The 13,224-nt window shown below is 67.4% G+C and carries 13 protein-coding genes; 8 read left to right on the top strand and 5 right to left on the bottom strand.

All coding sequences use genetic code 11. The features are described from left to right. The first annotated feature begins 827 nt into the window (after window positions 1-827). The 8 genes from rpmH to CDOO_RS12945 all read left to right on the top strand — a co-directional run bounded on the left by rpmH (window position 828) and on the right by CDOO_RS12945 (window position 6,310). Window positions 828-971: a 50S ribosomal protein L34 gene (gene rpmH / locus CDOO_RS12980; protein ID WP_018022376.1), complete on the top strand. Its 144-nt coding sequence runs from the start codon at window positions 828-830 to the stop codon at window positions 969-971. Window positions 972-984: 13 nt separating this feature from the next. Next, a complete protein-coding gene (gene rnpA, locus CDOO_RS12975) occupies window positions 985-1,362 on the top strand; it encodes a ribonuclease P protein component (RefSeq protein WP_026159428.1) in 378 nt (125 codons plus the stop codon). Next, on the top strand, window positions 1,355-1,621 hold the full coding sequence (yidD, locus tag CDOO_RS12970; RefSeq protein WP_018022378.1) for a membrane protein insertion efficiency factor YidD: 267 nt from the start codon (window positions 1,355-1,357) through the stop codon (window positions 1,619-1,621). The genes rnpA and yidD overlap by 8 nt, the downstream gene beginning before the upstream one ends. Before the next feature lie 53 nt (window positions 1,622-1,674). Next, a complete protein-coding gene (gene yidC / locus CDOO_RS12965; RefSeq protein WP_018022379.1) occupies window positions 1,675-2,793 on the top strand; it encodes a membrane protein insertase YidC in 1,119 nt (372 codons plus the stop codon). 124 nt (window positions 2,794-2,917) lie between these two features. Then, window positions 2,918-3,571 (top strand): 16S rRNA (guanine(527)-N(7))-methyltransferase RsmG, encoded by a 654-nt coding sequence (rsmG, locus tag CDOO_RS12960; protein ID WP_018022380.1) that lies wholly within the window; start codon window positions 2,918-2,920, stop codon window positions 3,569-3,571. 64 nt (window positions 3,572-3,635) lie between these two features. Then, complete coding sequence (locus CDOO_RS12955; RefSeq protein ID WP_018022381.1) at window positions 3,636-4,592, top strand: ParA family protein; 957 nt, start codon at window positions 3,636-3,638, stop codon at window positions 4,590-4,592. Further along, a complete protein-coding gene (locus CDOO_RS12950; protein WP_018022382.1) occupies window positions 4,593-5,642 on the top strand; it encodes a ParB/RepB/Spo0J family partition protein in 1,050 nt (349 codons plus the stop codon). A gap of 8 nt (window positions 5,643-5,650) precedes the next feature. After that, on the top strand, window positions 5,651-6,310 hold the full coding sequence (locus tag CDOO_RS12945; protein WP_018022383.1) for a hypothetical protein: 660 nt from the start codon (window positions 5,651-5,653) through the stop codon (window positions 6,308-6,310). On the opposite strand, the gene CDOO_RS12940 is transcribed toward CDOO_RS12945, so the two are convergent. The 5 genes from CDOO_RS12940 to murJ all read right to left on the bottom strand — a co-directional run bounded on the left by CDOO_RS12940 (window position 6,307) and on the right by murJ (window position 13,196). Further along, window positions 6,307-7,485 carry an N-acetylmuramoyl-L-alanine amidase gene (locus CDOO_RS12940; protein WP_018022384.1) on the bottom strand — a complete coding sequence of 393 codons (1,179 nt, stop codon included), beginning with the start codon at window positions 7,483-7,485 and terminating at the stop codon, window positions 6,307-6,309. The two genes, CDOO_RS12945 and CDOO_RS12940, sit on opposite strands and share 4 nt — an antisense overlap. 67 nt (window positions 7,486-7,552) lie before the next feature. Further along, a complete protein-coding gene (gene trxA / locus CDOO_RS12935) occupies window positions 7,553-7,876 on the bottom strand; it encodes a thioredoxin (protein WP_018022385.1) in 324 nt (107 codons plus the stop codon). Between the two features lie 3 nt (window positions 7,877-7,879). Continuing rightward, window positions 7,880-8,836: a thioredoxin-disulfide reductase gene (gene trxB, locus CDOO_RS12930; protein ID WP_018022386.1), complete on the bottom strand. Its 957-nt coding sequence runs from the start codon at window positions 8,834-8,836 to the stop codon at window positions 7,880-7,882. Between the two features lie 125 nt (window positions 8,837-8,961). Further along, window positions 8,962-9,570 (bottom strand): RNA polymerase sigma factor, encoded by a 609-nt coding sequence (locus CDOO_RS12925; RefSeq protein WP_018022387.1) that lies wholly within the window; start codon window positions 9,568-9,570, stop codon window positions 8,962-8,964. Between the two features lie 110 nt (window positions 9,571-9,680). Further along, window positions 9,681-13,196, bottom strand: a complete 3,516-nt coding sequence (murJ, locus tag CDOO_RS12920) for a murein biosynthesis integral membrane protein MurJ (RefSeq protein WP_020384651.1) — start codon at window positions 13,194-13,196, stop codon at window positions 9,681-9,683. Window positions 13,197-13,224 lie beyond the last annotated feature (28 nt).

Raw genomic sequence — 13,224 nt, 5'->3', positions numbered from 1 at the left:
GTTGACTCCGCTTCCTGTTTTTCGACCATCAAAAATTTCTCGGCAGGCGGACGGTAGTTCAGTCATTCACACCTCTCGGTGTAATTCTTTACCGTCTCCACCACGCATTCCACAAAATTATCCACAGTTGTGGATGAACTGTCGACGCCGTTATCCACAGGCCGTCCCCAGGGGTGTGGATAACGCTGGGAACGAAAAAAAAGGGTCTCTACCTGCTGATATTACCGCCGGGGCGGAAAAGTCTCAACCGGTAATTGAGAGTTATCCACAACGAACAACCCCGGATGACCTGTGGAAAATAAACTTCGGGCAATGTTACCCACACCTGTGTGCACTGCCAGCGAAACGGAATAACGAGTTGCTTCCCGGCGGGCCGGGAGCACGGGTCCCGCGTGTCAGCCGCGCAGCGTAGACCGCGTGGCGGCGCGCTGACCAGCCGAAAAAGACAGGCGTGTAATTCCGGGTGTCCCCGCAGAAACCCGTTGTGTGTCCCCGTGTGTCGATTTGTCCACCGGCGCGAAAGTGACGTAGTCTGAGCGGGTCTGTCACATACCCCGACGTGTCATGCACACTCGCGGGGAATGTGCTCGAGAGCGGTCTCCTGCACCGAATCACCGGGCCACGACGCGAACCTGCGCCGTGTGTCGGAGCAGGTTTTCGCACGTCGCCCCTGATTGCTTGGGCGCGACACTCGACAATGAAAAACACCGCACATAATTTGAGCGGTCGACCACACCCGGGTGTTGTCCTCTGGATCTGGCGCAGGCCAGGCACTGTCCAGGGGGTGACACAGCGGTCGGCTGCGCCGAGTCTCAAGGAGCTTCACCGTGACCAAGGGAAAGAAGACGTTCCAGCCCAACAACCGCCGTCGGGCGCGTAAGCACGGCTTCCGCATCAAGATGCGCACCCGCGCCGGCCGCGCCATCGTCGCCGCGCGTCGCAAGAAGGGCCGCAAGAGCCTCACCGCTTAAGCGCCACCCCGTCGTGCTGCCCCATAACCTCAAACTCGTTTCCTCCGCGGAGTTCTCCCGGGTGATGAAACGTGGGTCGAAGGCGGGCAGCAGGACGATGGTCGTTCACGCGTACCACCAGCAGACCGAATCGCAGAGCTCCCCGGTGACCACCGGGGGCCCTCGGTTCGGTCTTGTTGTTTCCAAGGCCGTGGGAAACGCCGTGGTCCGGCACCGCACCGCCCGTCGACTCCGGCACATCGCCCTACGCCTCAGCACGGAGCTGCCACGCGGAACAGCCGTTGTCCTGCGTGCCCTTCCTCCCGCGGGAACGGCGGACAGTGCTCAACTGGAGAAGGACCTGCGCAAGGCGTTGGCCCGGGCCCTGAAGAAGGATTCCTCCGGTGGGTGAGTACTACAACGCCGCCGGCGAGAGCATCCCGGAACCCCGGGGCGTGCTCGCCCGGGCCGGGGTCGGGGCGGTTCGCTTCTACCAGGAGAACCTCTCGGGCCTTAAGATGTACTCGTCCTGCCGTTTCGTTCCCACCTGCAGCGCCTACACCCTCGAGGCGATAGCGCGTTACGGGCTGCTACGTGGAACGGTGATGGGAATGGCGCGGCTGTCCAAGTGCGGACCGTGGCATCCGGGCGGGTACGATCCCGTACCGTGAGTGACCGACCTGCGGCGCCAGAAGGCCGCTGACCTAGGAGTTTCGTAACCCAAGTGCTCAACTTCATCTACTATCCGATCTCCGCCGTCATGCGGTTCTGGCGTGAGGTGCTCACCTTCGCCGGAATGCCCCACGACTCCGGAGTCACCTGGCTGCTGGCGATCGTCCTGCTCACGGCCACCGTCAAGGCGATCCTGACCTACCCCACCGTCCGCTCGATCCGCTCGAGCCGACGCATGCAGGAGATCACGCCGAAGATCCAGGCGGTGCGCGAGCGGTACAAGAACGACAAGACGAAGCTCGCCGAGGAGACGCAGAAGATCTACAAGGAAGCGGGCTTCAACCCGCTGGCCAGCTGCCTGCCCATGCTCGTGCAGCTGCCGGTCTTCCTCGGCATCTTCCACGTCATCCGATCCTTCAACCGCACCGGCACCCAGTTCGGTGCCCCGGGTCTGACGGTGGAGCAGAACCGCGAGACGGCCAACTACTTCTTCACGGTCGACGACGTCCAGTCCTTCCTCGACGCCCGCATCTTCGGCGTGCCGCTGTCCTCCTTCATGAACATGCCGGCCGAGCAGTTCCGCGCCTTCAACGACGCGAGCTTCGGCCGCCCCGACATCGTCATGGTCGCCGTGCCGTTTGTCATCCTCATCGCACTGTTCACGCACCTCAACGCGCGCTACACCCTGGGCCGCCAGAAGCAGCGCCAGGCCTCCGGCAAGCAGGCCGCCCCCACCGGCGACAACGCCGAGATGATGGCCATGCAGCAGAACATGATGGGCAGCATGATGCTGTGGGTCATGCCCGCCATGACCATCGCCACCGGCTTCATCTGGCCCATCGGTCTGCTCGCCTACATGCTCACCAACACCCTGTGGACCTTCGTCCAGACGCGCCTGACCTACGGGGTCATGGACCGCGAGGAGGAGAAGGAGGACGCCATCAAACGCGAGAAGGCCCAGGCCACCGCTCCCGCGCCCGGCGCCCGCAAGGTGGACAACCGCACCAAGAAGCAGCGCCGGCAGGACGCGCTCCGCAACCAGGGCTCCACCAGCGCCGAGGTCCAGGAGCTTATCGACGCCGCCGCCGAACAACCCGTGCAGGATCTGCCCGCCGTTGACCGCGCGGCCGCCCAGCGCGCCAGGTCGCAGGCGAAGAAAAAGAGGAAGTAGACCCGTCCCCTCACCATGACCCGGCCCCCGCTCACCAGCGGCGGCCGGGTTTTTGGTACCCGCGCCTAAGGCAACGCTAGAGTGAAGTGTCCCCCAGATTCCCCCCCCCCGAGGAGCTCCAGCCGTGTCAGCCGACAGCAATCCCACCCCGACTTTTCCCCCGGAGGTCGCCGGCCGCATCTTCGGCAACCGGCTGGACAAGGCCGTGGAATATCACCGGTTGCTGGCCACGGACGGCTCCACCCGCGGTTTCATCGGCCCCCGCGAGGTGCCTCGGCTCTGGGACCGCCATATCCTCAACTGCGCCGTCATCGGCGAGGCCTTCGACCAGGGAATCTCCGTCGCCGATATCGGCTCCGGAGCCGGCCTGCCCGGCATCCCGCTGGCCATCGCCCGCCCCGATCTGAACATCCGGCTCATCGAGCCACTGCTCAAGCGCTCCACTTTCCTGGGAGAGGTCGTCGAGGCCCTGGAACTGGACAACGTGACGGTCATCCGCGGGCGCGCTGAAGAGCCGTCGGTACGCAAGGCCGGCAAGGTCGACGTGGTCACCTCACGCGCCGTGGCGCCCCTGGGCAAGCTCGCCGGCTGGTCGCTGCCGCTGGCGAGGATCGGTGGTTATATGGTCGCCATGAAGGGTTCCTCGGTGAACGAGGAGCTGGAGCGCGACGCGTACGACATCAAACGCGCGGGCGGCGGCGAGGCGGAGATTTTCACCGCGGGCGCGGGTCTTCTGGAGGAGGAGACCAGACTCATTCGCATCCCGCGGGTGAGGTGACCACCCGAACAACTAAGGTGGATCTCGAACTCAGCGCCAGCGATGATAACGGAGCACATTTTTCATGGATGACCAGCACTGGGATGACACCCCCATCGCCGCGGCGGCGCGCCGCGCGGCCGAGGTGCTCTCTCCGGGGCGGTTGTCGCTTCCGAAGCCGGATCAGCCGCGGCTGATCACCATCGCCAACCAGAAGGGTGGCGTGGGCAAGACCACCTCGTCGGTGAACCTCGCCGCCGCGCTCTCCCACCATGGGTTGAAGGTGCTCGTGGTGGACCTGGATCCGCAGGGCAACGCCTCCACCGCCCTCGGGGTCGACCACCGCGCCGGCACCACCAGCTCCTATGAGCTGCTCATCGGCGAGGCCACCGCGGAGGAGGCCATCCACCGCTCCGCCAACGAGAACCTCTTCTGCATTCCCGCGACCATCGACCTTGCCGGCGCCGAGATTGAGCTGGTGTCGCTGGTGCGCCGCGAATATCGACTGGCGGATGCGCTGCGGAAGGGCCACGTCGCCGACGAGGGTTTCGACTACATCATCATCGACTGCCCGCCGTCCCTGGGCCTGCTCACCATCAACGCCATGACCGCGGTCGACGAGGTCATCATCCCCATCCAGTGCGAGTACTACGCGCTCGAGGGGGTGGGCCAGCTGCTGGGCAACATCTCCATGATCCGCGAGCACCTCAACACCAACCTGCACATCTCCGCCGTGCTCATGACCATGTACGACGGCCGCACCAAGCTGTCCCAGCAGGTCGTGGACGAGGTGCGCGGCCAGTTCGGCGACGTGGTGCTGAAGAACATCATCCCGCGCAGCGTGAAGATCTCCGAGGCACCCGGCTACGCCCAGACCGTCATCGACTACGACCCGGGCTCCCGGGGCGCCCTGGCCTACCTCGACGCGGCCAAGGAGCTGGCCACCCGCGGCGACTACCTCCCGCACGAATCCACCGGTCCCATCGGTGTCAGTCCCGCGACACGGGAGCTTCTCAGCGAACACGACAAGGAGCAGGAATAGATGGCAGACAAACCACGCAAGGGTGGGTTGGGCCGCGGCCTGGGCGCCCTCATTCCCTCCGGCCCCGGGCCCGAGGCGGGGGACGCACCGCGCCCGAAGATCGGTAACGGCGCGGCAGACCTCATCTTCGGCAACTCGGCTGTCCCCGGTGCCCCGACCTACACGGGTTCCGCCGGCGCGGAGACCGCGAAGTCGCTGCAGAAGGCTGTCTCGCAGGACTCCGGCTCCGGTTACGGTGCCACATACGAGGAACTGCCCATCGGGTCGATCCGGCCCAACTCGAAGAACCCGCGCGAGGTCTTCGACGAGGAGGAACTCGCCGAGCTGGTGCACTCCATCTCGGAGTTCGGCCTGCTGCAGCCCATCGTCGTACGGCGTGCCGCCGACGATGACGGTTACGAGCTCATCATGGGCGAGCGCCGTTGGCGCGCGTCGTCGAAGGCGGGGCTGAAGAAGATCCCCGCCATCGTCCGCGACACCGCCGACGAGGACATGCTGCGCGACGCGCTGCTGGAGAACATCCACCGCGTGCAGCTCAACCCCCTGGAGGAGGCCGCCGCCTACCAGCAGCTGCTCCAGGAGTTCGGGGTCACCCACGGGGAGCTCGCCGAGCGTCTCGGCCGGTCCCGATCGGTGATCACCAACACCATCCGTCTGGCCCAGCTGCCGGTGCCCGTGCAGAAGCGCGTCGCCGCCGGCGTGCTCTCCGCCGGTCATGCCCGCGCACTGCTCGGCGTGAAGGTGGACGACGCCGCCCAGGCACAGGATCACCTGGCCGAGCGCATCGTGCGCGAGGGGCTCTCGGTGCGTTCCACCGAGGAGGAGGTGTCGCTGCTCAACTCCCGGGGAGCGGCGGCCACGCCCGTCGCCAAGCGACGCCTCACACCCGCCCCGGAGTTCGCCACCGCGGCCGCCGAGCGTCTTGCCGATGAATGGGAGACCAAGGTGTCGGTGACCATGGGCAAGCGCAAGGGCAAACTCGTCGTGGAGTTCGGCGACCGGGACGATTTCGAACGCATTCTGTCCATCATCGAGGGCCGGGACGACTAGTCGGGCCCATGGATCCGCGACTTCGACCGCTGGCCCAGGACAACCTGGACACCATCCACCCGGGCGCGGCCACGAGCCTGTTCTGGGAGATGGAACCGGCGGCACGGGCGCGGGTGGAGAAGGCGGGTGAGCAGCGCTTCGAGAAGGAGGCCCTGCTCGCCGGTCGGCTCACGGAGTACGGCACTTGCGGCTTCACCCTCTCCTTCGAGGATGTCGCAGCGACGGTGCTCTACTGCTCCCCCGCCGAGGCCCCGGGAGCGCGCGCCCTGCCCTCGGCACCCGTGCGTGACGACGCCCAGCTGATCACCTCACTGTTCATCGACCCCCGGCTCCTCGGCCGAGGCCTGGAGTCGGTCCTGCTCGACAGCGCCATCATGGACCTCACCGGCCGGGGATTTTCCGCGGTGGAGGCGTTCGGGCTGCGCGGGGATGTGGAGTACTTCGCCGTGGACGAGGAGATCGACGACGTGCTCTCCGTGGTCGCGCAACGCGAGGAGATCGGACTGCTGGGTGTGGACCACCTCGAGGGCGCGGGGTTCCGCGTCGAGCGCGATCACCCGGTCCTGCCCCGGATGCGGCTGGAGCTGCCGCCGGCGCGTGACCTGCTCAGCGCGGCCGACATCGAAATGCTGTTGCGAGAGGCCGCGCTGGTGGCCCCGGGGCGTTAACCCTGCTCGGCGCGCAGAAGCTGCGAGAAGTTGTAGGTGCCGGTGGGCTGGTGGTCGTCGTCGAGCAGGTAGAGGCGCTTGACAGAGACGACGATGGCCTCGGCGATCTTGTCGCGCATGGCGGGGTCCGCGAGCACGGAGATGTCCCGCGGGTTGGAGAGGTATCCGGTGACCACCTCGATGGTGGGCATGGTGGTTAGGCGCAGCAGCTGCCAGGTACGGGCGTGGTTGCCGCAGTTGGCCAGCGGCGTGCGGGCGGCGATCTCGCGCTGGATGAAGCCGGAGAGCAGCTCGCCGGTCAGCGAGGACGCGCCCGTCTCGGAGCCGAAGTAGAACGTGGCCGAGCCGTTGGCCTTTTCGTTGGGGTAATGGTCGCAGTGCAGGGAGATCATGAGATCGGCGCCGAAGGCGTTGGCCATGTCGGCGCGGGTCTGGGGGTCGGGATCGTCCGTGCGCGGCCGGGAGATGATGGTCTCCATGCTCGCGGTGATCATGCGGCCCTCCACGCGGGAGGCGAGATCCCACAGGAGCTCCTCCTCGGTGATCTCCCCGAGTCTGCCGCTGACGACGCGGCCCTTGTTCACTCCGCCGAGCGCGGGGTCGATGACGACCCGCTTGCCGGCGAGCTGTGGCCCGGCGTCGCGGACGTTCTCCCGCTCCCGGATCGCCTGGGGGGAACCGCCCTTGATGCGCCGGCCCAGCAGGGAGAGTGCGCGCAGGGTGTCGGGCCCGCAGACGCCGTCGTCCTGCAGCCCGGAGTTCAGCTGGTAGGTCGCCAGTGCGTGGTAGGTGCGTTCGCCGAACAGCCCGTCGACGCGGTGGGAGTAGAAACCCAGCTCCTGCATCTGCTTCTGCAGCTGGGCGACGTCGTCGCCGACGAATTCGTTACCCGGCTGGTAGCTGAGGACACGGGCGCCGAGCTGGTAGGACGCGTGGCGGAGTTCGCGCAGTGTCATCGTGTCGAGCTCCCCGGAGGGGATGATTCCGCGGGACTGCTGGAACGCCTTGAGAACGTCGGCCAGGCCCTCGTCGAAGTACTTGTCGCTCTCGTTGAACTTCCGGGCCTTCCAGTCGGGAACCTCGTCGTCGCCGGTGAGGTAACCCAGGCGAGCGAGCGTAGAGCGGGCCTCAGCAACTCTGGCGTTGCTGTCGCCGATCCGTGCTTCGTGTGCCAAGGCGGTTGTCCCTTCGTGTTCTACGGGTGGTGCTGATGTTGCGTGCCGGTGTGACGATACCAGTGTGTCAGAGCTGCGAGTTGATCCTGTCGACGATGTCGTCCTTGGGCCGCAGGCCCTGGAACTCGTCGACTTTCTCGCCGTTCTTGAAGATCATCACGGTGGGAATCGACATCACCTGGAACATCGCACCGAGCATGCGCTGGGCGTCCACGTCGACCTTGGCGACGGTGATCTGCTCCCCCATCTCCTCGGCGATCTCCTCGATGATGGGCGAGAGTTTCTTGCACGGCTGGCACCAGGTGGCCCAGAAATCGACGACGACCGGCTTGTCGGACTCGATGACCTGGGACTTGAAGGTCTCCTGCGTCACGTCAATGGTGTCGGCCATGGTTTATGCCTCGTCCGGGGTGGAGGCGGCAACGAGTCCGCCGAGGAAGGCCTCGGCGTCGAGCGCGGCCTTGCAGCCGGAACCGGCGGCCGTGATGGCCTGGCGGTAGTGGTCGTCGACGAGGTCACCGCAGGCGAAGACACCGGTGATGCTCGTGGCGGTGGAGGGCTCGTCGGTACGCACGTAGCCGCCCTCCTTCAGCGCAATCTGTCCCTCCAGGAAGGCGGAGCGCGGGTCGTGGCCGATGGCCACGAACATCGCGCCCACCGCGAGCTCGGAGACCTCGCCGGTGACGGTGTCGCGCAACGTGAGCCCGCCGACCTTGCCCTCGGCGCTGTTGACCGACTCCACGGCCTTGTTGGTGAGGATCTCGATCTTCTCGTTCTCCCGGGCACGGTCCAGCATGATGGCGGAGGCGCGGAACTCCTCGCGGCGGTGCACGAGGGTGACCTTCTCGGCGAAGCGGGTGAGGAAGATGGCCTCCTCCATCGCGGAGTCGCCGCCGCCGACGACGGCGATGTTCTGGCCCTTGAAGAAGAAGCCGTCGCAGGTCGCGCAGGTGGAGACGCCGCGGCCGGTGAGCTCCTGCTCCCCCGGGATCCCCAGGTGGCGCGGTGCCGCGCCGGTGGCGAGGATGATGGCCCTGGCCGAGTAGATGTCGTCGCCGACGTGGATCTTCTTGATCTCCCCCTCGAGCTCGACACGGTCGACGAGCTCCATGCGGAGATCGGCGCCGAAGCGGATCGCCTGGGAACGCATTTCCTCCATGAGCTCCGGGCCCATGATGCCCTTCTGGAAACCGGGGTAGTTCTCCACCTCGGTGGTGTTCATCAGTTCGCCGCCATATTCGTACCCCTCGAAGACGATGGGCTTGAGTTCCGCCCGGGCGGCGTAGAGGGCCGCGGTGTATCCGGCGGGGCCGGATCCGATGATGGCGACATCATGGACAGTGTCGGTCATGGAAAGTGCGTCTCCTTGTCAGGCGGGGTGGGTGCTATCGTATCCAGCGTGTGGCCCTTCAGTGTAGACGGGCGACACACGCAGACGGATATTCCAACACCTCGCCCGTCGGCCGCATTCCGGGGTCAGGCACCTGCCCCGATGCTCCCCCTCAGCGAGGCGCGGGCGCGGGCGCGCCTGGACTTGACCGTTCCGGTCTGCACCCCGAGCTCCGCCGCGGCCGAATCAAGGTCATGGCCCAGCATGTCCACGAGGATCAGGGCGGTGCGCTGGTGCTCGGGCAGCGACGCGATGACCTGGTTGAGCAGCAGCGTGCGGTCCACCTGCTCGTAGGGGTCGTGCACGAGTTGTTCGCTGTAGCGGTGTGCCGTGTCGGTGTCGTCGAGTAGCGGCTGTTCCCGGCGGGCTTTGTGGGTGACGAAGTCGTAGCCTTTGTTGGCGACGACACGATGCAGCCAGGTAGTGAGTTTCGCCTCGGACCGGTAAGTGCCCAGCGAGGTGGAGGCCTTGAGCCAGGCCTCCTGCATGATGTCCTGGGCGTCGTCCTCGTTTGCCGCGTACCTGCGGGCGACGTTGGTCAGCCGGGCGCGGTGGCGCTGGACGATCCTGCGGAAGGCGGCGGTGTCGCCGTCCAGAAAGTCGTGGACGAGGTCCTCGTCGGTGCGTGGATCCCCGTCGCCGAAGGCTGCGAAGACATCGTGGGCGGGGTCGGAAGACCCGGGTGTGACAGCCATGTGGTTTCCCCCCGAAAATAACGTGGCGTACACCGGTTATCTTTCGGGTTCCCGGCCGTGGCTGCCGGGTGAGAGTGCCCACCACAGTGGGCACGGGGAGGGAACCGCGGTTAGGTGTGTCCCACCAGGGAGATCTCCTCCACCGCCAACGAGTCACCCTCCGGGGGAAGCTCGGTGAACCACAGGATCACGCCGCCCGAAGGCTGCGTCGTCTCCTCCAGCTCGATGGTGGCGGGCCCGGAGCGCAGTTCACCGGCGGCGATCCGGCGCAGGTCGGAAAGGCCCACGACCTGCCTCGGGTCGGCTCCGGCGGGCAGAGCGTAGACGGCGTAACGCGCGCCGCGGGAGGGGGAATCGACCCGCACCGATTCCAGGGTCGCCGGCTCCGCGAGAGTCACGGCGAGACCGATGCCCGGCTTCGTCCCCATCCCCTCGGGATAGCTGTCGGAGGTCCAGGCCGTGGCCGGATCATCGTCCCCGGCGGCGCCGGCGGCCTCCGGGTGGTCGGCGGCGGGGTCCTCGCCGGGTGCCTGCCAGACGACGGTCGCGTCCGGCGTGAGCACCAGGGGCAGTTCCCGGGGCAGGGAGGACACCTGGCTGCCCTGGATGGAGTCGGAGTTGACCGGGGCGTTGTCGTTGTCCCCGGAGAACAGGGACGTAAGCAGCGTGGTCGCGGCGGCGATGAGCAGCACGAAGAACATGACCAGGCCGATCACCAGGGCGGTCGCCCCGCGGGTGTAGCCGGAGGAGCCGAAACCCACCGCCGGCTGGTCGGGGATCTCGCTGGCTGTGGCGGGGGCCTCGGAAGGGGCGTCGATAAGCCTGTTCTCCGGGACATGTTCGATGCCGTAGCTGTAGGCGCGCAGGCGGGAGGCGAGGTCACGCAGCAGGTCGAGCTCACCGGGGACGGGCTCGGAGTCCGTCTCATTGGCGACCGCGCGGGCGTCGAAGGCGATCTGGGCGAGCTCGGAGTCGACGGACTCATCCTCGGTGCAGGTGGCGTCGGCGAGCAGGCCGATGGCCGACGCGAGGGAGGAGGCGTCCTGCTGCAGGGAGGCCTGGGGAAGAACCGCGGGGAAAGCCAGGACCGCGGTGCCCTCGGTGGTGATGCGGATGCGGGAGGAGTTGTCCAGGCCCAGCATCGTGCCCGCGGCGTGCGCGTCGGCGGCGGCCTCCGCGAGGGGGGCGAGGGCCCCGGCGACGGCCTTGGGATCGAGCAGGACGGAGTTGTCGGCGACGTCGCGCAGCGAGGACCCCTCCACCCAGTCGGCGACGATGAGGCAGCCGGTGCGGTAGGACAGGATGCGGATGTTGTCGGCGATCCCGGGATGGTCCAGGCCGGCCAGCTTGCGGGTCATCCGGGAGACCTCACCGGCGGTGCGGGCCATCTCCGCCTGGGTGCGCGGCGCGAGCGGTGCCTGGCCGGAGGTGTCCACGAACGTCAGGCCGACGGTCTGGCCGGTCTCCTGCTCGCGGGCCTTCCAGAACTGCGCGCCCTGGACGCTGCCGCACTCGGAAAGCAGGCGGAACCGGCCGTCGGACACGGGGGCGCCCGGAACCAGGCGCGGACCACGGACCACGCCGGCGGACATCGGGGGCGGTACCGGGGACGCGTTGAAGGCGTCGAAGGCCGCGAGCTGTGCGGAGAGCTCCATGGTACCGGCGCCGGCGACGTTGATCGCCCGGTCCTCGTCCACCCGGATGAACCGGCCGATCACCGGCAGGCGGGAGAACAGACGGCCGAGGTTCTGCACCTCGGCCAGGCGGGAGCGCGAGAGCACCAGGCCGGTGACCACGAGGAAGATGAGACCGCACGCCGCCACGAGGAAGAACTGCCACGGCTTGGACAGGCGCTCCAGGGGCTCGCCGGCGATACCCAGGAGCACCCACTGCGCGAGCAGGGCCACGGCGAGGCCGATGAGCGACGAGGCCAGCGCCCACGCCGACGTCTGGGCGATGGTGTGGAACTGCAGCGAACCCAGCTTGCTCCGCAGCAGGAAGATGCCGATGACCGCGCCGGCCAGGTAGCCGAAGCCGTTGGCCGCGCCGAGGAGGATGACCACGTGCTCCGGGGAGGACGCGACGAACGGGGCGAGCACGGACAGGATGATCTTGGTGACGGTGATGCCGGCGACGATGAAGGTCGGCGTCCAGGCGCTCTCCCGGGCGTAGAACACCCGCAGGTGGAGCATGACCAGGGCGTAAGGGATGAGGGTGAACGCCGAGAAGGCCAGCGTCAGGCCCAGCAGCTCGGCGTCCTCCGGGGTGAACCGCCCCTGCTGGAACAGCGCGAAGGAGATGGGCATGCCGAAGCCGGTGAAGAATACGATGATGGGGATCAGCGCGATGAACGTCAGCTGGGTGGCCAGGGTGAGGTCCTTGACCACGGCCTTGTCGTCACCGTCCGCCGCGTTGCGCGAGAGGCGCGGCATGATCGCGGTCAGCAGGGTCACGCCGATGATGCCGTAGGGCACCTGCAACAGCAGCCACGCGTTGGAGTAGATGATCGGGCCGGCGGCGGACTGGGAGGCGATGCGGTTGGTGACGATGTAGCCGAGCTGGCTGATGGCCACGTAGACGATGATGGCCACGGCCATGCCGCCGAACTGCTTGAGGCGGTCGTCGATACCCCAGAGGGGACGCAGGTCGATGCCCGCGCGCCGCAGCGACGGCACCATGATCGCGCACTGCACCACCACACCGAGGGTGGTGCCCAGGCCGAGCAGCAGCACGTGCGGATCCGCGACCCCCACCCGCTCGCCGGGATCGAGCTGCCCGGGCAGCAGCCCGTAGAGCAGCAGCGCCGCGATGGAGACCAGGTTGTTCGCCACCGGCGCCCACGCACCCGGGCGGAAGATGCCCTTGGTGTTGAGCACCGCCATGAACAGGGAGAACAGCCCGTAGAAGAAGATCTGCGGCAGCACCAGGAACGCGAAGGACGTGGACATGCCCACGTTGACCTGGCCGTGCTGGGCGAGCAGCAGTCGGGTGAGCAGCGGCGCGCCGATCACCGCCAGCAGTGTCACCACGGTGAGCAGGGTGACCGTCAGCGTGAACAGCCGCCGGATGAAGGCCGCTCCCTTGTCGGGATCCTCCTTCTCCGCGCGCACGAGCACCGGCACCACCAGCGCGGTCATCACGGAACCGAGCACGATCTCGGTGATGAGGTTCGGCAGCGTGTTGGCCGTCTGGAACGCGGAGCCGATGGCACTGCCCAGCAGCGACGTGATCACCGCGATGCGGACGAATCCCGTGATGCGAGAAAGCAGCGTGGCCACGGCCATGGAACCGGTGGAGCGCACCACGTCGGAGTCCGAGGACTCCGTGGCGGACTCCTCGGCGACGGCCGGGGGCTCGGGTTCGCTTATCGACGACTCGCTGCCGCCCTCCCCGCGCGGGGCGAGAGCCATGGTGCCGCTGCCACTGCCAACGCCGGCGCCGGCCAGCGCCGCCACCGAGGCCGCCTCTGGAGCGATCTCCACGGGGTCCGCGGCGACGGTCGTCCGCGCCGGGGTGGTCGCCGGAACCGGCGCCGGGGGCGAGGGTTCCAGGTGTCGGCGGCGCAGCCCCTGGTGGGCGGGCTCGTTGGTGTCCACGGTGTCCACGACGGACCTTTCGTTGCTCATTGCGGGTGGTTCAGATTCAGGATGCGGG

It is taken from the genome of Corynebacterium doosanense CAU 212 = DSM 45436 (genome assembly GCF_000767055.1).
Taxonomy (GTDB): Bacteria; Actinomycetota; Actinomycetes; order Mycobacteriales; family Mycobacteriaceae; genus Corynebacterium; species Corynebacterium doosanense.
Note: the sequence above shows the minus strand (reverse complement) of the source record. Positions and strands in the feature narration are given on the sequence as shown.

What these genes read in the sequence shown, in the direction of transcription:
- CDOO_RS12955 (WP_018022381.1), top strand. Translation starts at nt 3,636, where the DNA reads ATGGATGACCAGCACTGGGATGACACCCCCATCGCCGCGGCGGCGCGC.
- CDOO_RS12950 (WP_018022382.1), top strand. Translation starts at nt 4,593, where the DNA reads ATGGCAGACAAACCACGCAAGGGTGGGTTGGGCCGCGGCCTGGGCGCC.
- CDOO_RS12945 (WP_018022383.1), top strand. Translation starts at nt 5,651, where the DNA reads ATGGATCCGCGACTTCGACCGCTGGCCCAGGACAACCTGGACACCATC.
- trxA (WP_018022385.1), bottom strand. Translation starts at nt 7,876, where the DNA reads ATGGCCGACACCATTGACGTGACGCAGGAGACCTTCAAGTCCCAGGTC.
- trxB (WP_018022386.1), bottom strand. Translation starts at nt 8,836, where the DNA reads ATGACCGACACTGTCCATGATGTCGCCATCATCGGATCCGGCCCCGCC.
- CDOO_RS12925 (WP_018022387.1), bottom strand. Translation starts at nt 9,570, where the DNA reads ATGGCTGTCACACCCGGGTCTTCCGACCCCGCCCACGATGTCTTCGCA.
- murJ (WP_020384651.1), bottom strand. Translation starts at nt 13,196, where the DNA reads ATGAGCAACGAAAGGTCCGTCGTGGACACCGTGGACACCAACGAGCCC.